Source organism: Streptomyces sp. NPDC002888 (genome assembly GCF_042888465.1).
Lineage (GTDB): Bacteria > Actinomycetota > Actinomycetes > Streptomycetales > Streptomycetaceae > Streptomyces.
Genome location: NZ_JBIAPU010000013.1, coordinates 1 through 23,452 on the forward strand (window position 1 = coordinate 1; position 23,452 = coordinate 23,452).

General features: G+C 70.8%; 19 protein-coding genes and 1 rRNA gene. 11 read left to right on the forward strand and 9 right to left on the reverse strand.

The window, feature by feature from the left end; translation table 11 throughout:
• Positions 1-91 (forward strand): 5S ribosomal RNA (gene rrf / locus ACFYWX_RS21590); the annotation flags it as partial.
• Positions 92-183: 92 nt separating this feature from the next.
• Here rrf and ACFYWX_RS21595 read toward each other — a convergent pair.
• From ACFYWX_RS21595 to ACFYWX_RS21615, 5 genes are read right to left on the reverse strand one after another with little or no spacing between them, the layout of a single operon-like run.
• Positions 184-1,494, reverse strand: a complete 1,311-nt coding sequence (locus ACFYWX_RS21595) for a DUF58 domain-containing protein (protein ID WP_389425676.1) — start codon at positions 1,492-1,494, stop codon at positions 184-186.
• Positions 1,494-2,486 (reverse strand): AAA family ATPase, encoded by a 993-nt coding sequence (locus ACFYWX_RS21600; protein ID WP_389425677.1) that lies wholly within the window; start codon positions 2,484-2,486, stop codon positions 1,494-1,496. Before ACFYWX_RS21600 ends, ACFYWX_RS21595 begins: the two co-directional genes overlap by 1 nt.
• Positions 2,483-3,679 (reverse strand): DUF4350 domain-containing protein, encoded by a 1,197-nt coding sequence (locus ACFYWX_RS21605; RefSeq protein ID WP_389425678.1) that lies wholly within the window; start codon positions 3,677-3,679, stop codon positions 2,483-2,485. Before ACFYWX_RS21605 ends, ACFYWX_RS21600 begins: the two co-directional genes overlap by 4 nt.
• The gene (locus ACFYWX_RS21610; protein ID WP_389425679.1) at positions 3,676-4,458 is read right to left on the reverse strand and encodes a DUF4129 domain-containing protein; all 783 of its coding nucleotides are present in this window, start codon (positions 4,456-4,458) and stop codon (positions 3,676-3,678) included. The genes ACFYWX_RS21605 and ACFYWX_RS21610 overlap by 4 nt, the downstream gene beginning before the upstream one ends.
• A gap of 4 nt (positions 4,459-4,462) precedes the next feature.
• Positions 4,463-5,857 (reverse strand): hypothetical protein, encoded by a 1,395-nt coding sequence (locus ACFYWX_RS21615; RefSeq protein WP_389425680.1) that lies wholly within the window; start codon positions 5,855-5,857, stop codon positions 4,463-4,465.
• A gap of 140 nt (positions 5,858-5,997) precedes the next feature.
• On the opposite strand from ACFYWX_RS21615, the gene mtnA reads away from it, so the two are divergent.
• The 7 genes from mtnA (at position 5,998) to ACFYWX_RS21650 (ending at position 15,061) form a co-directional block, all read left to right on the forward strand.
• Complete coding sequence (mtnA, locus tag ACFYWX_RS21620) at positions 5,998-7,140, forward strand: S-methyl-5-thioribose-1-phosphate isomerase (protein ID WP_389425681.1); 1,143 nt, start codon at positions 5,998-6,000, stop codon at positions 7,138-7,140.
• A gap of 151 nt (positions 7,141-7,291) precedes the next feature.
• Positions 7,292-7,981, forward strand: coding sequence for a two-component system response regulator MtrA (gene mtrA / locus ACFYWX_RS21625; RefSeq protein WP_187283109.1), 690 nt, complete (start codon positions 7,292-7,294; stop codon positions 7,979-7,981).
• A 1-nt stretch (position 7,982) separates the two neighbouring features.
• On the forward strand, positions 7,983-10,058 hold the full coding sequence (mtrB, locus tag ACFYWX_RS21630) for an MtrAB system histidine kinase MtrB (RefSeq protein ID WP_389425682.1): 2,076 nt from the start codon (positions 7,983-7,985) through the stop codon (positions 10,056-10,058).
• Entirely contained in the window at positions 10,048-11,880 is a 1,833-nt protein-coding gene (locus ACFYWX_RS21635; protein WP_389425683.1) for an LpqB family beta-propeller domain-containing protein, read from the forward strand. Before mtrB ends, ACFYWX_RS21635 begins: the two co-directional genes overlap by 11 nt.
• 175 nt (positions 11,881-12,055) lie before the next feature.
• Positions 12,056-13,105: a ComF family protein gene (locus ACFYWX_RS21640; RefSeq protein ID WP_389425684.1), complete on the forward strand. Its 1,050-nt coding sequence runs from the start codon at positions 12,056-12,058 to the stop codon at positions 13,103-13,105.
• 315 nt (positions 13,106-13,420) lie between these two features.
• Positions 13,421-14,113: a ribosome hibernation-promoting factor, HPF/YfiA family gene (gene hpf, locus ACFYWX_RS21645; RefSeq protein ID WP_389425685.1), complete on the forward strand. Its 693-nt coding sequence runs from the start codon at positions 13,421-13,423 to the stop codon at positions 14,111-14,113.
• A 201-nt stretch (positions 14,114-14,314) separates the two neighbouring features.
• Complete coding sequence (locus ACFYWX_RS21650) at positions 14,315-15,061, forward strand: response regulator (protein ID WP_389425686.1); 747 nt, start codon at positions 14,315-14,317, stop codon at positions 15,059-15,061.
• Between the two features lie 43 nt (positions 15,062-15,104).
• Here ACFYWX_RS21650 and ACFYWX_RS21655 read toward each other — a convergent pair whose 3' ends face one another.
• Both ACFYWX_RS21655 and ACFYWX_RS21660 read right to left on the reverse strand, forming a co-directional pair.
• Entirely contained in the window at positions 15,105-16,277 is a 1,173-nt protein-coding gene (locus tag ACFYWX_RS21655) for a winged helix-turn-helix domain-containing protein (RefSeq protein ID WP_389425687.1), read from the reverse strand.
• A 194-nt stretch (positions 16,278-16,471) separates the two neighbouring features.
• Positions 16,472-17,041, reverse strand: a complete 570-nt coding sequence (locus ACFYWX_RS21660; protein ID WP_389425688.1) for a GNAT family N-acetyltransferase — start codon at positions 17,039-17,041, stop codon at positions 16,472-16,474.
• 243 nt (positions 17,042-17,284) lie between these two features.
• Here ACFYWX_RS21660 and secA point away from each other — a divergent pair, with 243 nt between their 5' ends.
• On the forward strand, positions 17,285-20,098 hold the full coding sequence (gene secA, locus ACFYWX_RS21665) for a preprotein translocase subunit SecA (protein WP_389425689.1): 2,814 nt from the start codon (positions 17,285-17,287) through the stop codon (positions 20,096-20,098).
• A gap of 64 nt (positions 20,099-20,162) precedes the next feature.
• Here the strand turns inward: secA and ACFYWX_RS21670 are convergent, their stop codons facing one another.
• Positions 20,163-20,591 (reverse strand): Rv3235 family protein, encoded by a 429-nt coding sequence (locus ACFYWX_RS21670; RefSeq protein WP_389425690.1) that lies wholly within the window; start codon positions 20,589-20,591, stop codon positions 20,163-20,165.
• A 781-nt stretch (positions 20,592-21,372) separates the two neighbouring features.
• Between ACFYWX_RS21670 and ACFYWX_RS21675 the strand changes: the two genes are divergently transcribed.
• Positions 21,373-21,888 (forward strand): DUF6912 family protein, encoded by a 516-nt coding sequence (locus tag ACFYWX_RS21675; RefSeq protein ID WP_389425691.1) that lies wholly within the window; start codon positions 21,373-21,375, stop codon positions 21,886-21,888.
• 134 nt (positions 21,889-22,022) lie between these two features.
• Positions 22,023-22,688, forward strand: a complete 666-nt coding sequence (locus ACFYWX_RS21680; protein WP_389425692.1) for an HAD family hydrolase — start codon at positions 22,023-22,025, stop codon at positions 22,686-22,688.
• Between the two features lie 9 nt (positions 22,689-22,697).
• Here the strand turns inward: ACFYWX_RS21680 and ACFYWX_RS21685 are convergent, their stop codons facing one another.
• Positions 22,698-23,264, reverse strand: coding sequence for a DJ-1/PfpI family protein (locus ACFYWX_RS21685; RefSeq protein WP_389425693.1), 567 nt, complete (start codon positions 23,262-23,264; stop codon positions 22,698-22,700).
• Positions 23,265-23,452: the final 188 nt, after the last annotated feature.

Sequence of the window (23,452 nt, forward strand, 5' to 3'; positions counted from 1 at the left end):
GCCCGGTTACATTTCGAACCCGGAAGCTAAGCCTCACAGCGCCGATGGTACTGCAGGGGGGACCCTGTGGGAGAGTAGGACGCCGCCGAACAATCATTGGGAAAACCCCCGCACCTTATGGTGCGGGGGTTTTCTGCGTTACACACCCCTGTATGCCCGTGCGTTACAGGACGGCCTTTCCCCTCACAGCCGTCCCGCCGCCTTGAGTGCCAAATACGCATCCGCCAGCGCCGGCGCCAGTTCCTCCGGAGTAGCGTCCACGACCGTTACGCCGTGTCGCCGGAGTTGCTCGGCCGTACGGTGGCGTTCGGTTTGGGCCTGCGCCGCAGCCGCTGCCTCATAAATCGCCTCCGCGTTGCCGCGTGCCGTCGCCATGCGGGCGATGTGGGGGTCGGCCACTGATGCCACCAGGACCGTGTGGCGCTGGGTGAGCTGCGGGAGCACGGGGAGCAGGCCCTCCTCCACGGGGGCCGTGTCGAGCGTCGTGAGGAGCACGATCAGGGACCGGCGGGGAGCCGAACGGAGGGCGGTGGCCGTGAGGCCCCGGGCGTCTGTCTCGACGAGTTCGGGTTCGAGTGTGGCCATCGCGTTGACGAGGGACGGCAGGACGTCGCCGGCCGCCCGGCCCTGGACCAGGGCGCGTACCCGACGGTCGTAGGCGAGCAGGTCCACGCGGTCGCCGGCGCGGGATGCCAGCGCGGCGAGGAGAAGTGCCGCGTCCATGGAGGCGTCGAGGCGCGGGGCGTCGCCGACGCGGCCCGCGGAGGTGCGGCCGGTGTCGAGGACCAGCACGATGTGGCGGTCGCGTTCGGGACGCCAAGTGCGTACGGCGACCGCGGACTGGCGGGCAGTGGCGCGCCAGTCGATGGAGCGGGTGTCGTCACCGGGGACGTACTCGCGCAGGCTGTCGAACTCCGTGCCCTCGCCGCGGGTGAGCACGCTGGTGCGGCCGTCGAGTTCGCGCAGGCGGGCGAGTTTCGAGGGCAGGTGCTTGCGGCTGTTGAACGGGGGCAGGACGCGTACCGTCCAGGGGACCTTGTGGGTGCCTTGGCGGGTGAAGAGGCCGAGGGGGCCGTACGAGCGGATCGTCACGCGGTCGGCCTGGTGGTCACCGCGGCGGGTCGGTCGTAGACGCGTGGTGACGCGGCGGCGTTCGCCCGGGGGCACCGTGAGGTGGTGGCGGGAGGCTGTCGTTTCGGTGCCGGACCGCCAGGTGCTGGGGGGCCACGCATCGCGGAGGTGGGCCCGCAAGGGTCGGCGGCTGGAGTTGGTGACCGTGAGAGTGACGTCGGCGAATTCGCCCAGGCGTACGGAGGTGTCGCCGGAGCGGGTCAGGCCCAGGCGTCGCACAGGCGCGGCGAGGGCGAAGTCGCAGGCGCAGGCGAGAGCCAGGGGGGCGTTGACCGCGAGGATGCCCGTCCAGCTGGGGTCCCAGATGCCGACGGGGAGGGAGCCGAGGGCCGCGAGGAGCGCGGTGCGTCCGGTGAGTGCCATCAGCGGGGGACGGGGACGTGGGCCAGGACCGCGTTGATCACGGAGTCGGGCGTCACGCCCTCCATCTCGGCTTCCGCGCGCAGTTGTACGCGGTGGCGGAGAGTGGGGAGGGCGAGGGCCTTGACGTCGTCGGGGATGACGTAGTCCCGGCCGGTCAGCCATGCCCACGCGCGTGAGGCGGCGAGGAGAGCGGTGGCACCGCGCGGGGAGACGCCGAGGGTGAGGGACGGCGACTCGCGAGTGGCGCGGCAGATGTCCACGACGTATGCGGTGATCTCGGGGGAGACCGTCGTCTTGGCGACTGCGGCGCGGGCGGCTTCCAGGTGGGCCGGGCCCGCTACGGGGCGTACGCCGGCGGCGTGCAGGTCGCGTGGGTTGAAGCCCTCGGCGTGGCGGGTGAGGACGTCGATCTCGTCCCGACGAGAGGGGAGCGGGATCGTGAGCTTGAGGAGGAAACGGTCCAGCTGGGCTTCCGGGAGGGGGTACGTGCCCTCGTATTCCACGGGGTTCTGGGTCGCGACGACGAGGAAGGGGTCGGGGAGGGGGCGAGGGGTTCCGTCGACCGTGACCTGGCGTTCCTCCATGGCTTCCAGGAGGGACGACTGGGTCTTCGGGGGCGTGCGGTTGATCTCGTCGGCGAGGAGCAGGTTGGTGAAGACCGGGCCGGGCTGGAAGGAGAACTCGGCGACGCGGGTGTCGTAGACCAGGGAGCCGGTCACGTCGCTCGGCATCAGGTCCGGGGTGAACTGGACACGCTTGGTGTCGAGTTCGAGTGCGGATGCGAGGGCGCGGACGAGCAACGTTTTGGCGACTCCGGGGACTCCTTCAAGGAGAACGTGTCCGCGGCAGAGGAGGGCGACGACGAGGCCGGTCACGGCGGGATCCTGGCCGACCACGGCCTTGGCGATCTCGGCGCGCAGGGCCTCCAGGGAGGCGCGGGCGCTGCCCGGGTCCCCCGTGGGCCCGGCGTTGTCAGTGGTCGGGGCCATCATGGACGGCGTACCTCTCTTTCGAGGGCGTCGAGTTGGTCGGTGAGTGCGAGCAGGGCCGCGTCGTCGCTGGGGGGCGGGCCGAAGAGGAGGGAGTGCAGGGACTGTCCGTCGCCGTGGAGGTGCGCGGAGAGGGCGGGGAGCATGACCTCGGGCGTGTGCGCCTGGGTGACGGGGACGCCGATGAGGGGGGCGAGGCGGGTGCGGGTGGTGGAGCGAAGAGCGGCGGCCGCGCGGTCGCGGGCGTTGGCCTTGCGGTAGAGGCGGGCGCGGCCTTCGACGGTTTCGGAGGCGCGGATCGCCACGGGGAGTTTTTCGGGCACGAGGGGGCCGAGTCGGCGTGCCCGCCAGAGGGCGGCCAGGGCTGCGGCGACGAAGAGCTGCAGGGTGCCCCAGAGCCAACCGGAGGGGAGCAGGTCGAAGAAGCCGCGCTCGTCTTCGGGCTCGGCGGCCGAGGTGTCGGAGAGCGAGGGGAGGTACCAGACCAGATGGGGGCGGGAGCCGAGGAGTTGAAGGGCGAGGGAGGCGTTGCCCTGCTCGTCGAGGTGGTGGTTGAGGAGGATGTCGGGCGCGCCGAGTGCGACGGTGTCGCCGTTCCCGGTCTTGTCCGGGACGCGGACGAGGGTGGCGAGGCGTTCGCTGGGGTAGCACTTGTCGGCGTCGAGGTGGGTGGTGGTGTAGCGGATGCCGCCCGTGTCGGCGGTGCCCGCGCGCTCGGCGGCGGGCAGCTCGCAGTGGGGGGAGAGCGTCGAGTCGAGGCTGGTGGCGGGGTCCGCGATGACGCCGGGAGCGAGTCTTTCGACGGACGGGCTGCCGGCGGCGACGAGGACGGTACGGCCGCCGGAGTCGGCCGTCGCCGAGTGCAGTCGGTTCTGTTGACGGTGCGTCAGCAGGTCGGGGGCGGCGACCAGGAGGGTGGTGTCCGGGCCGACCGCGTCGCGTGCCTCGTCCAGCGTGGTCACCACGTGCGTGTCCACGCCGCGTTCGGAGAGGAGTTCGGCGACGGCGTGGCTGCCGTACGGGTCGACGGAGCGTGGGTCGAGGGAACCGTGCCGGGTGTCGGAGCGGACCACGGCGATCGCCACGGCCCCGGCGATGAGGAGGGCGAGGGCCAGGGCGATGCCTCGCGCGCGGGTCCACACCTGGCGGGCGGTGGGCGAGGCCGAGGTGGGCGGGAGCGTGGCCTCGGAGGTCATTCGGCGGCTCCCCGGCGGGCGTTGTGGGCCGTGCTGGGGGTGCTGCTCGTGAGCTGTGGTTTGGTGCGCTCCAGGTCGCGGTCCAGTTCGGCGATGCGGTGGTACGACAGCTCGCTCGCGCTGCGGCCGCCGTACGTGACGTCGTCGAACTGCTCGGCGGCGGCGCGGAGTGGGTCCGTGTGGGCGGGCAGGGCGCGGCCGGCCTCGGCGGCCGCCTCGTCGGCGGTGCGGCCCGGGCGGACGTCGAGAAGGGCGCGTTCCTCGAGGGCGCGGACGATGGCTCGCATGCGTTCCTGGAGGGCTTGGTTCCAGTGGCCCTGGGCGGCGTGTGCCTCGGCGGCCGCGCGGTGTTCGGCGGCGCTGCGGGGGCGGTCGTCGAACAGGGCGGGGGCGGAGGTGGGTTGGCGGCGGGGGGTGCCGAGGCGCCACCACAGGGCGCCCAGGACGGCGAGGACGGCGAGGATGATGACGACGAGGCCGACCGTGCCGCCGGGTGTCGCTCCCGAGGCGGCGTTGAACAGGCCGTCGACCCAGTCCCAGAAGGCGTTGAGGGCGCGTTGGAACAGGCTGGGGTCGTTCTCGTGGTACATGCGTTTGGACAGCTCGCGTCGAGCCGCCTCCCGCGCGGGATCACGCGGGATCGTCAGCGGCGGCTCGTCGTCGGAGGCCACCGATGTGAGCACGGCTGTGTCGCCGGCGCGCAGCAGGGACCGTACGGCTGTTTCGGCGGCGTGTGGCAGTGCCGGCAGTGTTGTGAGAACTCCCCCCGCCAGGCTCACCGCATCAACTCCCCGCGGTGGTGCCGGGGGCGGTGGTGCCGGGGGTCTGGACACCGGCGGCGCGGGCCAGTTCGAGGTCGAGGGCCTCGCGGCGGATGCGCTGGTCGATGTAGAGGAGCACGGCGACACCCGCCGATATCGGGAAGGTGATCATGGAGCCGATCACCGAGCCGATGCCGCTGATGATGAGGAAGGTCCAGCCGAGGCCGGTGCCGCCGGTGTTGACGAAGCCGCTGATGCCGGAGTCGCTCATGGCGGCAGCGAGGAAGGTGAAGGGGAGGACGATGATCGCCGCCAGGATGTAGGCGATGATCATGGCGAGCAGCTCGATGCCGAAGATTCGCCACCAGGAGCCGCTGACCAGCTTCGTGGAGCGGCTCATCGACTTCCAGATGCCCTGCTTCTCCAGCATCAGTGCGGGCGAGGCGAGGGAGAAGCGGATCATCAGCCAGAGCGCGACGACGGCGGAGCCGAGGGTGCCGAGGACGATGAGTGCGGCGGCCGCGTCACCGCCTCCGGCGGCGCCCACGAGGATGCCGGGCACGGCTCCTGCGAGGCCGATGCCGAGCGCGATGAGTACCAGGAGGAAGATCAGGCCGAACAGTTTCGGCACTCGGGGGCGGGCGTCGCGCCAGGCTTCGCCGATGGTGACGGGCCTGCCGAGCACCGCGCGGCTCGTGACCGTCGTGAGCAGGGCGGTCGCGGTGATGGTGCCGATCAGGGTGATGACGAAGAGGACGGCGGAGCTGAGCATGGCGTCGCCCATGGCGCTGGTCAGTTCGCTGAGGGTCGCGCTCGGGTCGTTGAGGGCTTGGGTGTCGACGCGGTCGTCGAGGACCAGGCCTCGGAGCAGCACGACGAGGATCTGCGTGATGACTGCGACGGTCAGCGAGATGCCCAGCACCGTGCGCCAGTGGGTGCGCATGGTGGACACCGCTCCGTCGAGGATCTCGCCCACGCCGAGTGGGCGGAGCGGGATGACGCCGGGCTTGGCAGCGGGGGGAGGGCCGCCCCAGCCTGCGCCCCAGCCGGGATAGCCGCCGGGGCCGGGGTAGCCGCCGGGGCCGGGGGCGCCGTAGCCGCCCCCGTAGCCGCCATAGCCTGCGCCGGGGCCGACGGGAGGCTGAGGGCCCCATCCCGGGCCGGGAGGAGGCGGTGGGGGAGCCTGGCCGGGGCTCGGAGGGCCGGTCGGGGCGGACCACTGGCTGGGAGGCGGTTGCTCTGTGGACCACTTCGAGCCGGCGGGCTGTTGGCCCGCGTCCTGCTGGTGTGTGCCCGGCTCGTCCGCGGGCTGGGCGGTGCCGGGGCGGTCGGCGGGCTCGGCAGGGCCGGACGCGTCGGGTTCCTGCCCGCCGGACGGGGCGGATCCGGGCGAGGCCCAGCCCGGAGTGTCGTTCATCGTCGCTCCTTCACGGTGCCCGTCCGCGGTCGCGGCGGCAGGTTGGCAGCCATCGTGCCATGGGGTGGTCGTGGGGGGACCGGGCGAGGTAGGGGCTGTGCACCTTCAATGGTCCGCCGGATAACGGGCAGACTGACCGCATGGCTGATCAGTACGCGCAATCCGGTGAGGACAAGAGGCCGACCGAGATACCGGCGATCCGCTGGGAGGAGCCACCCGAAGGGCCCGTGCTGGTCCTTCTCGACCAGACGAGGCTGCCGGCCGAGGAGGTCGACCTGGTCTGTACGGACGCGTCGGCGCTGGTGGAGGCGATCCGTTCGCTCGCCGTGCGTGGGGCTCCGCTGCTCGGCATCGCGGGGGCGTACGGGGTCGCGCTCGCCGCGGCGCGCGGCTTCGACGTGGAGGAGGCCGCGGTGGCGCTGGCAGGTGCCCGGCCCACCGCGGTGAACCTCTCCGTCGGGGTGCGCAGGGCCCAGTCCGCCTACCAGGCCGAGATCGCCAGGAGCGGGGATTCCGGGCAGGCTGCCCTGGCCACGCTGGCGGCTGCGCGGGCGCTGCACCGGGAGGACGCCGAGGCCAGTGCCCGGATGGCCCAGCACGGGTTGGCGCTGCTGGACGAGCTGGTGCCCGGCGGCGGGCAGCGGATCCTCACGCACTGCAACACCGGTTCGCTGGTGTCGGGCGGCGAGGGCACGGCGTTCGCGGTGGCGCTCGCCGCGCATCGGGCGGGGCGGCTGCGGCGGCTGTGGGTCGACGAAACGCGTCCGTTGCTGCAAGGGGCACGCCTGACGGCGTACGAGGCGGCTCGCAGCGACATGGCGTACACGTTGCTCACGGACAACGCGGCGGGCTCGCTGTTCGCGGCCGGGGAGGTGGACGCGGTTCTGATCGGGGCGGACCGCATTGCGGCCGACGGTTCGGTGGCGAACAAGGTGGGGAGCTATCCGCTCGCGGTGCTCGCGCGCTACCACCATGTGCCGTTCATCGTGGTGGCACCGGTGACGACCGTGGATCCGGAGACCCCGGACGGAGCATCCATCGAGGTCGAACAGCGCCCCGGGTTCGAAGTGACGGAGGTCACATCGCCCCAGGTGCAGGTGGCGGGGCCGGGCGGCGGGATTCCGGTGGCCCCCCTGGGTACTCAGGCGTACAACCCGGCGTTCGACGTGACACCGCCCGAGCTGGTGACGGCGATCGTCACCGAAGAAGGCGCCGTCTCGCCCGTGACCGCCGAGGCCCTTGCGGAGGTGTGCGCCCGATCACGCCAGGTGACAACGATCTGATCAGGCGGGGACGGGCCCTCTCCCTGCGGGACGCGCGGGGGAGGGGCCGCACAAGGATCACGTCCGGGCAGACAGTAGCGGCCCCATACGACTATCGTCACAGGCCAGTGACCTTCCCCACCAGCGCCCCGGTCACTGTTACGAGAATGGGATGATGTCGTTTATGAAGGGACGAGTCCTTGTCGTCGACGACGACACCGCACTGGCCGAGATGCTCGGCATTGTGCTGCGTGGTGAAGGTTTTGAGCCGTCTTTCGTAGCTGACGGCGACAAGGCGCTGGCCGCTTTCCGGGAGGCGAAGCCTGATCTGGTGTTGCTGGATCTGATGCTGCCCGGGCGGGACGGTATCGAGGTGTGCCGTCTGATCAGGGCGGAGTCGGGTGTGCCGATCGTGATGCTCACGGCCAAGAGCGACACCGTCGACGTCGTCGTGGGCCTGGAGTCGGGCGCCGACGACTACATCGTGAAGCCGTTCAAGCCGAAGGAGCTCGTCGCCCGTATCCGGGCGCGGCTGCGGAGGTCGGAGGAGCCGGCGCCCGAGCAGCTCGCCATCGGGGACCTGGTCATCGATGTGGCCGGTCACTCCGTGAAGCGGGACGGGCAGTCGATCGCGCTGACGCCGTTGGAGTTCGATCTGCTGGTCGCGCTCGCGCGCAAGCCGTGGCAGGTGTTCACGCGTGAGGTGCTGCTCGAGCAGGTGTGGGGCTACCGGCACGCCGCGGACACCCGGCTGGTGAACGTGCATGTGCAGCGGCTGCGCTCCAAGGTCGAGAAGGACCCGGAGCGGCCGGAGATCGTGGTGACCGTGCGTGGTGTCGGATACAAGGCAGGACCGAGCTGACATGTCCGGGGACAGTGCCGCTTCGGCCCCCGGCCGGTCCGGGGCCCGTCCGGGGCGGCCTGTCGGCCGGAAGACGACGGGTTCGCGCTGGGGACGCTTCTTGGAGGGCGGGCTGCTGCAGGGCGGAGTCCACGGCAGCCCGGTTCTCCGCCTCTTCATGCGCTGGGTGCGTCGGCCGCTGCTGCCCGTCATGCGGCTGTGGCGACGCAACATCCAGCTCAAGGTCGTCGTCACGACGCTGCTGATGTCGTTGGGCGTTGTGCTGTTGCTGGGCTTCGTCGTCATCGGGCAGGTGCGCAACGGGCTGCTTGACGCCAAGGTGAAGGCCTCGCAGAGCCAGGCCACCGGCGGTTTCGCGGTGGCCAAGCAGAAGGCCGACGAGGCCGCCGCCGGGACGGACGAGGAAGCCTCGACGGTGGACGGGCGGTCCTCGCAGAACCTCACCTCGTGGATGAGCAACCTCGTGTCGTCGCTCTCCAGCGGTGGTCAGGGCGCCTTCGACGTGGTGACCCTGCCCGCGGGTGACGACAGCGGCGGTGCGCGTGGGCCGCGTGCGTCCGGTTACGTGGATCCCAACAAGAGCGTGCCGGAAGCCCTGCGCGAGCGGATCAACGGCGACCCCACGGCCGCCCAGAGCTACACGCGGATCATCTACAGCAACAGCAAGGACTCCCAGCCGGCACTGGTCATCGGCAAGCAGGTCAGCGACCCGAACGGCGACCCGTACGAGCTGTACTACCTCTTCCCGCTCACGCAGGAGGAGAAGTCGCTCAGCCTGGTCAAGGGCACGCTGGCGACCGCCGGGCTCTTCGTGGTCGTGCTCCTGGGCGCGATCGCCTGGCTCGTGGTGCGTCAGGTCGTCACGCCGGTGCGGATGGCCGCGGGGATCGCCGAGCGGCTGTCCGCGGGCCGTCTGCAGGAACGGATGAAGGTCACCGGCGAGGACGACATCGCGCGGCTCGGCGAGGCCTTCAACAAGATGGCGCAGAACCTTCAGCTGAAGATTCAGCAGCTGGAGGACCTGTCGCGGATGCAGCGCCGGTTCGTGTCCGACGTGTCGCACGAGCTGCGGACGCCGCTGACGACCGTGCGAATGGCGGCCGACGTCATCCACGAGGCGCGCGCGGACTTCGACCCGGTGACCGCCCGGTCGGCGGAGCTGCTCGCCGACCAGATCGACCGGTTCGAGTCGCTGCTCGCCGACCTGCTGGAGATCAGCCGCTTCGACGCGGGGGCCGCCGCGCTGGAGGCCGAGCCGATAGACCTCAGGGAGGTCGTCCGGAGGGTCGTCAGCGGGGCTGAGCCGCTCGCCGAGCGCAAGGGGACGACGATACGGGTCCTGGGCGACCAGCAGCCCGTCGTCGCCGAGGCTGACGCCCGGCGCGTGGAGCGGGTGCTGCGCAACCTCGTCGTCAACGCCGTGGAGCACGGCGAGGGCAGGGACGTCGTCGTCAAGCTCGCCGCGGCGGGCGGGGCGGTTGCGGTCGCCGTGCGCGACTACGGTGTCGGGCTCAAGCCCGGCGAGGCCACCCGGGTCTTCAGCCGCTTCTGGCGGGCCGACCCGGCACGCGCGCGTACCACCGGCGGTACGGGGCTCGGGCTGTCGATCGCGTTGGAGGACGCGCGGCTGCACGGCGGCTGGCTGCAGGCCTGGGGTGAGCCGGGCGGCGGCTCGCAGTTCCGGCTGACGCTGCCGAGGACCGCGGACGAGCCGCTGCGGGGCTCGCCGATACCGCTGGAGCCCAAGGACTCTCGCCGTAATCGTGGACTCAACGACGCCGGTCTGCCGCGCGGGAGCGGGGAGAAGTCGGCCACCGTGCCGGCACAGCCGGCGAGCGAACAGGCTCCGATGACGTCTCGGGATCCGATCGCGCCGCGGCTGGCCGGCGTGCCCCCCACGGCGGACCCGACGGCGCTGCCCGGCAACGGCGCGCGCGTGGTGCCGCGGCCCGGCGGAGGCACACGACGGCAGGACGACCGGCCCGTCGCGGACACCGAACGCGGCGCGAATCCGGGCCGCCAGGACACAGGCCCGGAGGGTTCGGACAAGCATGGGGAGGCATTTCGTGGGCGCTGACCGCGACGGGGGATCCCGGCGTACGCCGGGGCGCGCGGTGGCGTACGCCGCCTGCGGGGTCGTACTGCTGGCGGGGTGTGCCTCGATGCCCGACAGCGGGGATCTGCGGGGCGTCGAGTCCACGCCGAGGCAGGACACCCAGTTGCGGGTGTTCGCCATGCCGCCCTCGAAGGACGCGCCTCCCTCGGCCATCGTCCAGGGCTTCCTCGAGGCGCTGACCAGCGACGATCCGAACTACTCGACGGCCCGCCAGTACCTGACGGGGCAGGCCGCGAAGGTGTGGAGACCGGAGCAGTCGACCACCGTGCTCGCGGACGGGCCGGGCACCGAGGCCGACCGTTCGGGGGGCCGGGAGGACGGCGCCGAATTCTCGTTCACGCTGACCGGCACCAAGGTGGCCGCGGTCGATGCGCAGCAGGCGTACGCGCCCGCCTCCGGGCCCTACAACCAGCCGGTGCATCTCACGAAGGACAAGAAGACCAGGCAGTGGCGCATCGACGCCCTGCCTCCGGGCGTCGTCATGGGCAAGTCGGACTTCCAGCGGAACTACATGTCCGTGAACAAGTACTACTTCGCCTCGAACACCACCGCAGCGTCCTCCGCGCAGCCCATGGCCGTCGCCGATCCGGTCTTCGTCCGGCGTCGTGTCGACCCCATGACCCAGGCGGTGGTCTCCCTGCTCAAGGGGCCCACCACCTGGCTCAGGCAGGTCGTCCGGTCGAGTTTCCCGACGGGTACGCAGTTGGAGAAGGGCGTCACCTCGCTGACGCCCGACGACCGGAGCAAGCTCACCGTGCCGTTGAACGACAAGGCCGCCCGGATCGGCGAGAGCAGGTGCGACGAGATGGCGGCTCAGCTCCTGTTCACGCTGCAGAACCTCACCCCCGCGGTGGACGAGGTCACGCTGCGGGCGGGCGACAAGCAGCTGTGTTCCCTCGCCGAGGACCGGGTCGCGGACGTCGCCGCGCGCGGGGCGACGCAACGCCCGGCGTACCTGTACTTCCTCGACGGTGAGCACCGGTTCGTACGGATCGCGAGCGGCAGCAGCGGCACGAAGGCCCAGCGGGTGCCGGGCGCGCTGGGCGAGGGCGACAAGGCGCTGCGGTCGGTGGCGGTGTCGCGGGACGAACAGTCCGCGGCCGGGGTCGGGCTCGACGGCAAGGCGTTGTACGTGGGTGCGACGGTGTCGGGCGGTCCGGACGAGGAGCTGGTGCTGCGCAGCCAGGGCAAGGCCGAGACCGACCGGCTGACGCAGCCCAGCTGGGACGCGCAGGGCGACCTGTGGGTGGCGGACCGGGACCCCAAGCACCCGCGGCTGGTGGTGCTGCGGCAGGGCGGCGGTGAACCGCTGGAGGTGCGGACTCCCGGGCTGGACGGGCGGATCAACGCCGTGCGGCTGGCCGCGGACGGGGTGCGGATCGCGCTCGTCGTGGAGAAGGGCGGCAAGCAGTCCCTGCTCATCGGGCGGATCGAGCGCGACGAGAAGGACGCGGAGCGGCCGGTGATCTCGGTCCTCGAACTGAGGTCCGCGGCGCCGGAGTTGGAAGAGGTCACGACCATGTCGTGGGCCGGTGACAGCCGGCTCGTGGTGGTCGGGCAGGAGCAGGGGGGCGTGCAGCAGATGCGGTACGTCCAGGTCGACGGCTCCACCCCGGAGGGGCCGGCGCCCGCCGCGCTGACCGGGGTGCAGGAGATCGCCGCGTCCGACGACGACCAGGTGCCGCTGGTGGCTTACTCGCTGGACGGGATCGTGCGGCTGCCGTCCGGGGAGCAGTGGCAGAAGATGGTCAAGGAAGGGTCGGGGCCGGTCTATCCGGGGTGAGTACCGAGACGACGGCCGCCTCTGTCCGGGACCCCGGACGGAGGCGGCCGTTTCTGTTCACCTTCTGTTGCCGCGCTCGTGTGGGTGAACGTCGGGTGGGCGATGCGTGGAGTTTTCCACAGGGGGTTTTCCACAGGGGTGGCCGGTCGGCGCGGGCGTTGGCACAGTGGAGGGCATGCGGGGGTTGTGGCGGGACCTCACCGACCTGGTACTGCCGGCCGAGTGCGGAGGCTGCGGAAGGCCTCGCACGGTGCTCTGCCCGGAGTGCCGTGCCGCCCTGGACGGGGCCGTACCGCGCCGGGTGCGACCGGTGCCGGAACCACCCGGGCTGCCGGTGGTGCACGCTGCGGCCCGGTACGGGGACGCGGTGCGGGCCGTGCTGCTGGCCCACAAGGAACGGGGCGCTCTGGCGCTCGCGGGGCCGCTCGGTACGGCGCTGGCGGGAGCGGTGCGGGCCGGGTTTGCGGAGGCTCGGGCACGGACGGCGGCAGGAGCGGTCGAAGGTGTGTCAGGAGAAGGCACCAGGGCACATGAGGGGACCGGCGGGACGGCGATCGGGTGCGTCTCGGGCTCGAGGCCGGGCTTGTCGGGCCACGGCGGCCGCGCGCGGTCGGGCGGCTCCGGCGACGGAGTGCTGCTCGTTCCCGTTCCGTCCGCGCGTGCGGTGGTGCGGGCCCGGGGACAGGATTCCGCGCGGCGGATCGCGCTCGCGGCGGCAGCCGAGTTACGGCGGGCCGGGACGCCGGCCCGGGTGCTGGCGGTGCTGCGACAGCGGCGGACCGTGGCCGACCAGTCGGGGCTCAACTCCCGGCAGCGGCTGGACAATCTCGCGGGTGCGCTGGCCGTGGCGCCCGGCGGGGCCCGGTTGCTCTCCGGCGGTCGGGTCGTGCTCGTCGACGACCTGATGACGACGGGTGCGTCGTTGGCGGAGGCGGCGCGGGCCGTACGGGCGGCGACGGCCTGGTGCCGCACTGAGACGGGTTCGCGGTCGAACGCGTATGGAGGGGAGGCGGAGTCGGTGTCGGCCGGTGTCGATGTGGTGAGGCCAGTGTATGCGGGTGTGGCTTGGGAAAGCAGAAGGGAACGGATGGCGGACGCCGTGGAAGGGGGCATGGACCGGGCGGGCGTCGGGCTTGGAATGGCGGGAGTGACCGGCGGCGGTGATGTGATCCGTGCGGCCGTTGTCGCGGCCACGCCAGATTCTTTCGAAATGAACTGGAACTGACTGCGAACTTGCAACGTTGCAGGTAACGAGAGGGCTAATTCACCTGAACGGAGGTACGCCGCAGTAGAGGGTGACGACATCCGTCCGGGCGAGATATGTTCGGTTGTGAGGGAAAGCCGCAGGCCACACCTCTCCTATCCCAATGCCGTGCTGGGGTTTTCCGCATTTGCCCACAGCACAGGGGATGGAGATCTTGCCCATGGGGGAAGAGGAGGTGGACGTCACCGAGTCCGAGGTTCCGGGGTTCACCGGAGCCTGGTGCAAAAGGGAGATGCTCCGTCAACGAAGCGGAGCGATCCGGGAACGGAGTTCTGCGTGGACATCGTCGTCAAGGGCCGCAAGACCGAGGTGCCGGAGCGGTTCCGCAAGCACGTGGCCGAGAAGCTGAAGCTGGAGAAGATCCAGAGGCTCGATGCCAAGGTGATCAGCCTCGACGTCGAGGTGTCCAAGGAGCCGAACCCGCGACAGGCCGACCGCTGTGACCGAGTGGAGATCACGCTCCGCTCCCGCGGTCCGGTGATCCGGGCGGAGGCGTCGGCCAGCGATCCGTACGCGGCACTCGACCTGGCGGCGGAGAAACTGGATGCCCGGCTGCGCAAGCAGCACGACAAGCGTTACACGCGCCGGGGGGCACGCCGGCTCACGGCAGCAGAGGTCGCCGACCACGTTCCGGGAGTGGCGACGCTCAACGGCAACGGCCACCCCGTCCCGGCGGAAGAGGCGGAGAGTGTGCCGACGAAGAAGATCGGCTCGCTCGAAGTGCAGGGCGACGGACCCCTCGTGGTACGCGAGAAGACCCACGTCGCCGCACCGATGACTCTCGACCAGGCTCTCTACGAGATGGAGCTGGTCGGGCACGACTTCTACCTGTTCGTCGACTCCGAGACGAAGGAACCCGCTGTCGTCTACCGGCGGCACGCGTACGACTACGGTGTGATTCATCTCAGGACGGACACGATGGTCACCCACGCGCACTCTCCCGAGGCGGGCGGCGCGCTGGGTGGTTGATCTTCCTGGTGGCAGCTGAGGCGGTGCCCCTGGAGCGCGTGTGCGCCCCCAGGGGCACCCGTGTGCGCCCGTTACGCGCACCGCTTGTCACCGTGTTGTCGCCCGGGCATGGAATCATGGCCGCATCGACTCAACGAGTGGGTCGTTGCCTTGGGTTGGCGATGGCACAGCACCACGGCCACAGCCTCAGGGGGAGGAACGATGGCGGACACCTTCGGACCGATGCATGACGGAGATGCGGACGACGGCGTCGTCGGCATGGGCCCGGATGCGGGCACTCCACGCAAGGAGCCGATCAGAGTCCTTGTGGTGGACGACCACGCTCTGTTCCGCCGGGGCCTGGAGATCGTGCTGGCGGCCGAGGAGGACATCCAGGTCGTGGGGGAGGCGGGTGACGGCGCCGAGGCTGCCGACAAGGCCGCCGATCTACTGCCCGACATCGTCCTGATGGACGTGCGGATGCCGAAGCGCGGCGGTATCGAGGCGTGCACCTCCATCAAGGAGGTGGCTCCCAGCGCGAAGATCATCATGCTGACGATCAGCGACGAGGAAGCCGACCTCTACGACGCGATCAAGGCCGGTGCGACGGGCTATCTCCTCAAGGAGATCTCCACGGACGAGGTGGCCACCGCCATTCGCGCGGTGGCCGACGGGCAGTCGCAGATCAGCCCCTCCATGGCGTCGAAGCTGCTCACCGAGTTCAAGTCGATGATCCAGCGGACGGACGAGCGCCGGCTGGTGCCCGCGCCGCGGCTGACGGACCGTGAGCTGGAGGTCCTCAAGCTCGTGGCCACCGGGATGAACAACCGGGACATCGCCAAGGAGTTGTTCATCTCCGAGAACACCGTGAAGAACCATGTGCGCAACATCCTGGAGAAGCTGCAGCTGCACTCCAGGATGGAGGCGGTGGTCTACGCGATGCGGGAGAAGATCCTCGAGATCCGGTGAGCCGCTGAGGTGTTGAGCCGTTGACGCGTCGAGGCGTTGGGGCTCAGGCGAGCAGGCGGGCGAGTTCCCTGGTGAGGGGCTCGCGCAGCTCAGGGGCGTCCACGCGTTCCACGCGTACGTCCGTGCAGTCCACCCAGCTCGCCGCCTCGACCAGGGCCTGCGCCACCGCCGGGACCGCGTTCGGGCCGTCCAGGGTGATCTGCCTGGCGACCAGGGTGCGGCCCTCGCGGGCCGGGTCCACGCGGCCGACGAGGTGGCCGCCGGCGAGAACCGGCATCGCGAAGTAGCCGTGGACGCGCTTCGGCTTGGGGACGTAGGCCTCCAGGCGGTGGGTGAAGCCGAAGATGCGTTCCGTGCGGGCGCGTTCCCAGATCAGGGAGTCGAACGGGGACAGCAGCGTGGTGCGGTGGCGACCGCGCGGAGGTGTCTCCAGAGCCGCCGGGTCGGCCCAGGCGGGCTTGCCCCAGCCGTCGACCGTGACCGGGACCAGGCCCGAGTCGGCGATCACCTGGTCGACCTGGTCGCCCTTGAGGCGGTGGTAGTCGGCGATGTCCGCGCGCGTGCCGACGCCGAGGGACTGGCCGGCGAGGCGGACCAGGCGGCGCAGGCACTCGGTGTCGTCTATTTCGTCGTGCAGCAGGGCCTCGGGGACGGCGCGCTCGGCGAGGTCGTAGACGCGCTTCCAGCCGCGGCGTTCGACGCAGACCACTTCGCCGTACATCAGGGCGCGTTCGACGGCGACCTTCGTGCCCGACCAGTCCCACCACTCGCTGGTCTTCTTCGCGCCGCCCAACTCCGTGGCGGTGAGGGGGCCTTCGGAGCGGAGCTGCTTGATGACCTGGTCGTAGGTGCCGTCGGGGAGGGCGTGGTTCCAGTGCGGGCGGTTGCGGTAGGCGCGGCGGCGGAAGGCGAAGTGGGGCCATTCCTCGATGGGGAGGATGCAGGCGGCGTGGGACCAGTACTCGAAGGCGTGGGTGTCTTTCCAGTAGGCGTGCTCGACGGTTGTGCGGCCCACTGCGCCGAGGCGGGCGTACGGGATGAGTTCGTGGGAGCGGGCGAGGACGGAGATGGTGTCGAGCTGGACCGCGCCCAGGTGGCGGAGGACGCCGCGGACGCCGGTGCGGCGGTTGGGGGCGCCGAGGAAGCCTTGGGCTCTCAGGGCGATGCGGCGGGCCTCGTCTGCCGAGAGGGTGGTTGTGGGGCGCGGGGTCGTCATGGGTCGCACGATAGGGCGTGGGTCTGACAGTGGAGTGGGGGCGGGTCGCGCGGCCCGGCGCTTGCGGGGTGCCGCCCGCGCCCCCTCCCCCACTCTCGGCTTCGCTCGAGCGGGGGGACCCCCATCGCCTCAGCCGAACGACTGCCCGCGGACCACGGGGTCGGGTGCCCGCGGACCAACGGGGTTGGGGTCCCCTAGCTTCGGCCCGGCAGGTATGGCGCCGTCGATGGGAGGCCCAGGTCTGAGGGGAGTAGGGAGCCCACCCAGCAGTCTCGGCGGACGCCCTTGTTGTTGATGGCGGAGCGGAGGGTGCCCTCGATGGTGAAGCCGGTGTGTTCGGCCACCGCGCGGGAGGCGGTGTTGCCGACTTCGGCTCGCCATTCGACACGGTCGACGGCGAGGTGGGTGAAGGCCCACCGGGAGGCGGTGAGGGCGGCCTCGGCGATGTAGCCGTTGCCACGGTGCTCCTTGGCGGCCCAGAAGCCGATCTCGGCGGCGCCCAGGGAGCGCATGGTGAGGCTGAGCATGCCCACCAGTTCACCTTCGGGGAGGAACACGCCGAAGGTAAACATCGAGGAGTCGGCCCAGCCGTCCGGGACCAGTTGTTCCGTGAAGCTCTCGGCGTGTTCACGGTGGTAGGGGGAGGGAATGGTGGTCCACCGCTGGATGTCGGGGTCCTGGGCGGCGGCGTAGACGGCGTCGGTGTCGTGGGGGCCGACCGTGCGCAGGACGAGACGGTCGGTGGTGAGCGTCACGGGTTCCATCGGCCGATTCTGCTCGGGGGTGCGCCACATCGCCATCTTTTTGCGCTGCGTGAGCGCGTGATCACATTTCGTGCAATTCGTCGACGGTGCGCGGCACCATCCGCGGGCCCCGACCGTTGTGCCCTTTGAAGCGGATGTGCGGGCCTCCCGGCGCGGTGGGGTCCTCGCATACGATGGCCGTTGCTCAGTAAGTCAAATGGAAACCGACCGTCCCAGGCCCGACCGGCAAGGAGACCAACCCCCGTGTCCGTCCTCTCGAAGATCATGCGTGCAGGCGAAGGCAAGATCCTGCGCAAGCTGCACCGCATCGCGGACCAGGTCAACTCCATCGAAGAGGACTTCGTCGACCTCTCCGACGCCGAGCTGCGGGCCCTCACCGATGAGTACAAGCAGCGGTACGCCGACGGAGAGAGCCTCGACGACCTGCTCCCCGAGGCCTTCGCCACGGTCCGCGAGGCCGCCAAGCGCGTACTCGGCCAGCGGCACTACGACGTCCAGATGATGGGCGGCGCCGCCCTGCACATGGGCTACGTGGCCGAGATGAAGACCGGTGAGGGCAAGACCCTGGTCGGCACGCTGCCCGCGTACCTGAACGCCCTCTCCGGAGACGGCGTCCACCTCATCACGGTCAACGACTACCTGGCCGAGCGCGACTCCGAGATGATGGGCCGCGTCCACAGGTTCCTCGGCCTCACCGTCGGCTGCATCCTCGCCAACATGACGCCGGCCCAGCGCCGCGAGCAGTACAACTGCGACATCACTTACGGCACGAACAACGAGTTCGGCTTCGACTACCTGCGCGACAACATGGCGTGGTCCCAGGACGAGCTCGTCCAGCGCGGCCACAACTTCGCCATCGTCGACGAGGTCGACTCCATCCTCGTCGACGAGGCCCGTACACCGCTGATCATCTCCGGCCCCGCCGACCAGGCCACCAAGTGGTACGGCGACTTCGCCAAGCTGGTCACGCGCCTGAAGAAGGGTGAGGCGGGCAACCCCCTCAAGAGTCTCGAGGAGACCGGCGACTACGACGTCGACGAGAAGAAGCGCACGGTCGCCATCCACGAGGCCGGTGTCAGCAAGGTCGAGGACTGGCTGGGCATCGACAACCTCTACGAGTCGGTGAACACCCCGCTCGTGGGCTACCTGAACAACGCCATCAAGGCCAAGGAGCTCTTCAAGAAGGACAAGGACTACGTCGTCATCGACGGCGAAGTCATGATCGTCGACGAGCACACCGGCCGTATCCTCGCCGGCCGCCGCTACAACGAGGGCATGCACCAGGCGATCGAGGCGAAGGAAGGGGTGGACATCAAGGACGAGAACCAGACGCTCGCCACGATCACCCTGCAGAACTTCTTCCGCCTCTACGGCAAGCTCTCCGGCATGACCGGTACGGCGATGACCGAGGCCGCCGAGTTCCACCAGATCTACAAGCTCGGCGTGGTCCCGATCCCGACGAACAAGCCGATGGTCCGCATGGACCAGTCGGACCTGATCTACCGCACCGAGGTCGCGAAGTTCGAGGCGGTTGTCGACGACATCGCCGAGAAGCACGAGAAGGGCCAGCCGATCCTCGTCGGTACGACGTCGGTCGAGAAGTCCGAGTACCTCTCGCAGCAGCTCAGCAAGCGCGGCATCCAGCACGAGGTGCTGAACGCCAAGCACCACGAGCGCGAGGCGACGATCGTCGCCCAGGCCGGCCGCAAGGGCGCCGTGACCGTGGCCACCAACATGGCCGGCCGTGGTACGGACATCAAGCTCGGCGGCAACCCCGACGACCTCGCCGAGGCGGAGCTGCGTCAGCGCGGCCTCGACCCCGAGGAGCACATCGAGGAGTGGGCGCACGCCCTGCCCGCCGCGCTGGAGAAGGCCGAGCGTGCGGTCAAGGCGGAGTTCGAGGAGGTCAAGGAGCTCGGCGGGCTCTACGTCCTCGGTACCGAGCGGCACGAGTCGCGCCGTATCGACAACCAGCTGCGCGGTCGTTCCGGCCGTCAGGGCGACCCCGGCGAGTCCCGCTTCTACCTGTCCCTCGGTGACGACCTGATGCGTCTGTTCAAGGCGCAGATGGTCGAGCGCGTGATGTCGATGGCGAACGTCCCGGACGACGTGCCGATCGAGAACAAGATGGTCACGCGCGCGATCGCGTCCGCCCAGTCGCAGGTCGAGCAGCAGAACTTCGAGACCCGTAAGAACGTCCTGAAGTACGACGAGGTCCTCAACCGTCAGCGCGAGGTCATCTACGGCGAGCGGCGCCGTGTCCTTGAGGGCGAGGACCTGCAGGAGCAGGTTCACCACTTCATGGACGACACGATCGACGCCTACGTCGGCGCGGAGACCGCCGAGGGCTTCGCCGAGGAGTGGGACCTGGACCGGCTGTGGGGCGCCTTCAAGCAGCTCTACCCGGTGAGGGTCACCGTCGAGGAGCTGGAGGAGGCTGCCGGCGACCGGGCCGGGCTGACCGCGGAGTTCATCGGCGAGTCCATCAAGGACGACATCCGCGAGCAGTACGAGGGGCGTGAGACGCAGCTCGGCTCCGAGATCATGCGGGAGCTGGAGCGCCGGGTCGTGCTGTCGGTCCTCGACCGCAAGTGGCGCGAGCACCTCTACGAGATGGACTACCTCCAGGAGGGCATCGGCCTGCGCGCGATGGCGCAGAAGGACCCGCTGGTCGAGTACCAGCGTGAGGGCTTCGACATGTTCTCCGCGATGATGGACGGCATCAAGGAGGAGTCCGTCGGCTATTTGTTCAACCTGGAGGTCCAGGTCGAGCAGCAGGTCGAGGAGGTCCCGGTCGAGGACGCCAAGCCGTCGGCCGAGGGGCCGAAGGACGCGGTTCCGGCGCAGGCGGGTTCCCGTCCCGAGATCCGTGCGAAGGGGCTCGACGCCCCGCAGCGGCGGGACCTGCACTTCTCCGCGCCGACCGTGGACGGTGAGGGTGGTGTCGTCGAGGGTGACTTCGAAGACGACGAGGAGCCGGTGCGTTCGGAGGCCGACGGCCTCACGCGCGCGGAGCGGCGCAAGCAGGCCAAGGCCGGGCGTCGCCGCAAGAAGTGACGGTGCGGCCGCTGGGCCGTAGCTGAAGGGCCGGGCCACCCGCGGGTGGCCCGGCCCTTCGGCGTCAGTCGTCGTCCGGGTGCGGGCTGCGCGGACCGCCGAGCTCGACCGCCGTGCAGCGCCAGCGTCGGTCCCGGCCCAGTTCCAGGCGGAAGGCCATGGCGCGCAGCCGGTCACCGGCGCCGATGCGGGCGAAGGCCTCGATGGCGCCGGGGCGGGGGCTCTCGTAGCCGATGTCGCGGATGACGGGGCGGGAGCCTCGGATGGTGCGCAGGGGGCCGCTTTCGGCGAGCCAGGCCAGTTCGTCGTAGGCGCGGCCTGCGGTGAGGCCCAGCATGAAGTGGACGGGGCGCTGGCCGCTGAGGACCGCGAGGAGGCGGTCGGCGAAGACGTCGGTGGGGCGGAGTCGGGCGGCCGGCCGACGCGGGGCCTGAGCGGGGACGCGCGGCTCGGCGTCGGTGGCGGTGACGGCGATGGCCCCCGCGGCGCTCACGGCCCTTCCGGCGGTCGTTGCGCCGCGACCCGGGCCGGACGCCGGGCGGGTGTCCGCGGGGCGCGTACGTGCGCGACCGGCCGCCTTCGAGGGCCCTGGGCGACCACCGCCAGGTGCCGTGCGGGTCCTGCCACCGCCCGGAGTGCGGGGCGGGGCGGCGGCGGGTGCGCGGGTCGAGGCGGCGCTCGGTCCGCGGGGCGGTGTGGAGCCCGGTGGGCGGGGCGAGGTGGTGCCCGGTGCGGGTGTTGCGGTCGGGCCCGGGGTGCGGGTTGCGGCGGTGCCCAGGGGGCGGGGTGAGGCTGAGACCGGTGGGCGGGACGGGGCGGGGTCTGGAGTGCGGGGTGAGGCTGAGCCCGGTGGGCGAGGTGGGGAGGTGGTGGGGCGGTGGGTGTCGTGGGGGACGGGCGGTCGGGGGGTCGTGGGGTGTTGCGCCCTGGTCATGACCTTGTTCATGGGGGATCCCGTTCAGCCGGCCCGGGATGTACCGGGCAGTAACTTGCTGGTGGGGATCTTGTACGGGGCCGGGTGGGGCGGCGGCAAGGAAGCGGGGGCGGGCGGCGGACGGGCGGGAAGTTCACCTATCAGGGTGGTCGAGGTGGGCACAAGCCCGTGGTGGCGGGGGTGGGGCGGGTGAGTTCCGGGGCGTGAGGTGGACGCCTGCGGGGGTGTGGGCAGGGACTCGAAAGGGGACGCCCGCACGTATCCTGAAGGCCCTCCGGGGGGCGCCCGCCGCTCTCCCAGGGGTCTCAAGGCGGAACCCTCGACCACGAAAGCGGCAGCCATGCGCGTCTACGTCCCCCTGACCCTTCCCGGTCTCGCCGAGGCGTACAAGACGGGTGAGCTGGGCGTCGGGCCGCTCGTCGCGTACGCCGTCACGCCGGCGCTGCGCGAGTGGTACGTCTCCGACGACCTGGAGGAACTGGAGTACGCGGCACTGAACCGGGCCGCCCTGGCCTCTCTGCGGCTGCTCGCGGCGGATCCGGAGGCGGCCAGGCGGCGCGTCGTGGTCGCCGTCGACGTCCCCGACCGCGCGGCCGCGTCCGACCCCGACCGGGCGCTCGACCCGGCCGCGCTCGGCGAGGTGCGGGTCGACGGGGCCGTGTCGCTGGCGAAGGCGGCGGCCGTGCACGTGGACGCGGGGGACGCGGAGGCGGACGTGGCCGCGGCGGCGCAGGCGCTTCAGGCGGCGGACGGTGGTGACGACGACGCGCAGTTCGTCGTGGACGGAGCCGAGGACCACGAGCTGCTCTGGTACGCGACGCAGGAGATCCAGAACCTGGTGGGACTGGGGGACTGAACCCCTCGGTCGTGCACCGCTGTGCCCCGTCGAGCCCCGGGGTGCGCCCCGTTGAACCCCGGGTGTCGCACCTCGCATCCGTCCCGTGACGTTCCGTCCTCTTGATTGTCAGTGGCGGCGGGTACGTTTTTGGCATGGGGAAGCACGAAGCTGCGCACATTGTCTGGGACTGGAACGGAACGCTGTTCCACGACAACGAGGCGATCATCGGCGCCACGAACGCGGCGTTCGCCGAGCTGGGCATCGAGCCCATCACGATGGAGCAGTACCGGGCGCTGTACTGCGTACCGGTGCCGAAGTTCTACGAGCGGCTGATCGGGCGGCTGCCGACGGACGTCGAGTGGGAGCTCATGGACGGGACGTTCCACCGCTACTACGCCGAGCACCGGGTGGCGTGTGCGCTCACCACGGGCGCGGTGGAGCTGCTGACCGGGTGGCGGTCGTCCGGCCGGAGCCAGTCGATCCTCAGCATGTACGTGCACGACGAGCTCGTCCCGTTGGTGCGGGGGTTCGGGATCGAGCAGCACTTCATACGCGTCGACGGGCGCACCGGGCCCTCCGGGGGCAGCAAGGCGGAGCACATGGTGCGCCACCTCGGGTCCCTCACGGGGATCGAGGCGAGACGCACGGTGGTGATCGGGGACGCCGCCGACGACGCGGTCGCCGCACTTCACGTGGGGGCGCGGGCCGTGCTGTACACCGGGGGCTCGCACAACCGGGCGAGCCTGGAGCAGGTGGGCGTCCCCGTCGTGGACACGCTCGAGGAAGCGGTGGCGGAGGCCGAGCGGCTGGCGGCGTGAGGCGCCGTGTCAGCTCACCGGAGCCTTCGCCCGCAGCACCTTCAAGAACTCACGCATCCAGCCGGGGTGGTCCGGCCAGGCGCGGGACGAGACGAGGGTGCCGTCGACGACCGCCTCCGCGTCCTGGAAGGTGGCACCGGCGGTCTGCATGTCGAGTTCGAGCGCGGGGTACGCCGTGACGCGGCGCCCGCTGAGGCTGTCGATCGCGGCGGTGAGGAGGGGGCCGTGGCAGATCTGGGCGACCGGTTTGTCCGAGTCGAAGAAGGACTTGAGGATCTTGCGGAGCTCGGGATCGTTGCGGAGGTACTCGGGGGCGCGGCCCCCGGGGACGACGACGGCCACGTACTGACCGGGGTCCACCTCGGAGAAGGCGAGGTCGGCGGGCCAGGTGTAGCCGGGTTTCTCGGTGTAGGTGTCGAAGCCGGGCTCGAAGTCGTGGACGACGAACTGGAGCTTCTTGCGGGTGGGGGCTGCGATGTGGACCTCGTAGCCCTCTTCGCGGAGGCGCTGGTAGGGGTACAGGACTTCCAGGGATTCCGCCGCGTCGCCGGTGACGATGAGGATTTTCGCTGTCATGTCGGTGAACTCCCCTCAGGACCGTGGCTTCCTGGCAACGTGCCTCTCGGGGGCGACCCTGCCAAGAGGCCCGGTCACTTTCAGGGTGCCCCGGCGCGCGGGCCGGCGTCGAGTCTTTCCACCCTCTGCACGCGGACACGGCCCTCGTCCCTGTGCAGAACGTCAAACTTCCACCCCTGGATTTGTAC

What these genes read in the sequence shown, in the direction of transcription:
- ACFYWX_RS21595 (WP_389425676.1), bottom strand. Translation starts at nt 1,494, where the DNA reads ATGGCACTCACCGGACGCACCGCGCTCCTCGCGGCCCTCGGCTCCCTC.
- ACFYWX_RS21600 (WP_389425677.1), bottom strand. Translation starts at nt 2,486, where the DNA reads ATGATGGCCCCGACCACTGACAACGCCGGGCCCACGGGGGACCCGGGC.
- ACFYWX_RS21605 (WP_389425678.1), bottom strand. Translation starts at nt 3,679, where the DNA reads ATGACCTCCGAGGCCACGCTCCCGCCCACCTCGGCCTCGCCCACCGCC.
- ACFYWX_RS21615 (WP_389425680.1), bottom strand. Translation starts at nt 5,857, where the DNA reads ATGAACGACACTCCGGGCTGGGCCTCGCCCGGATCCGCCCCGTCCGGC.
- mtnA (WP_389425681.1), top strand. Translation starts at nt 5,998, where the DNA reads ATGGCTGATCAGTACGCGCAATCCGGTGAGGACAAGAGGCCGACCGAG.
- mtrA (WP_187283109.1), top strand. Translation starts at nt 7,292, where the DNA reads ATGATGTCGTTTATGAAGGGACGAGTCCTTGTCGTCGACGACGACACC.
- mtrB (WP_389425682.1), top strand. Translation starts at nt 7,983, where the DNA reads ATGTCCGGGGACAGTGCCGCTTCGGCCCCCGGCCGGTCCGGGGCCCGT.
- ACFYWX_RS21640 (WP_389425684.1), top strand. Translation starts at nt 12,056, where the DNA reads ATGCGGGGGTTGTGGCGGGACCTCACCGACCTGGTACTGCCGGCCGAG.
- ACFYWX_RS21650 (WP_389425686.1), top strand. Translation starts at nt 14,315, where the DNA reads ATGGCGGACACCTTCGGACCGATGCATGACGGAGATGCGGACGACGGC.
- ACFYWX_RS21655 (WP_389425687.1), bottom strand. Translation starts at nt 16,277, where the DNA reads ATGACGACCCCGCGCCCCACAACCACCCTCTCGGCAGACGAGGCCCGC.
- ACFYWX_RS21660 (WP_389425688.1), bottom strand. Translation starts at nt 17,041, where the DNA reads ATGGAACCCGTGACGCTCACCACCGACCGTCTCGTCCTGCGCACGGTC.
- ACFYWX_RS21675 (WP_389425691.1), top strand. Translation starts at nt 21,373, where the DNA reads ATGCGCGTCTACGTCCCCCTGACCCTTCCCGGTCTCGCCGAGGCGTAC.
- ACFYWX_RS21680 (WP_389425692.1), top strand. Translation starts at nt 22,023, where the DNA reads ATGGGGAAGCACGAAGCTGCGCACATTGTCTGGGACTGGAACGGAACG.
- ACFYWX_RS21685 (WP_389425693.1), bottom strand. Translation starts at nt 23,264, where the DNA reads ATGACAGCGAAAATCCTCATCGTCACCGGCGACGCGGCGGAATCCCTG.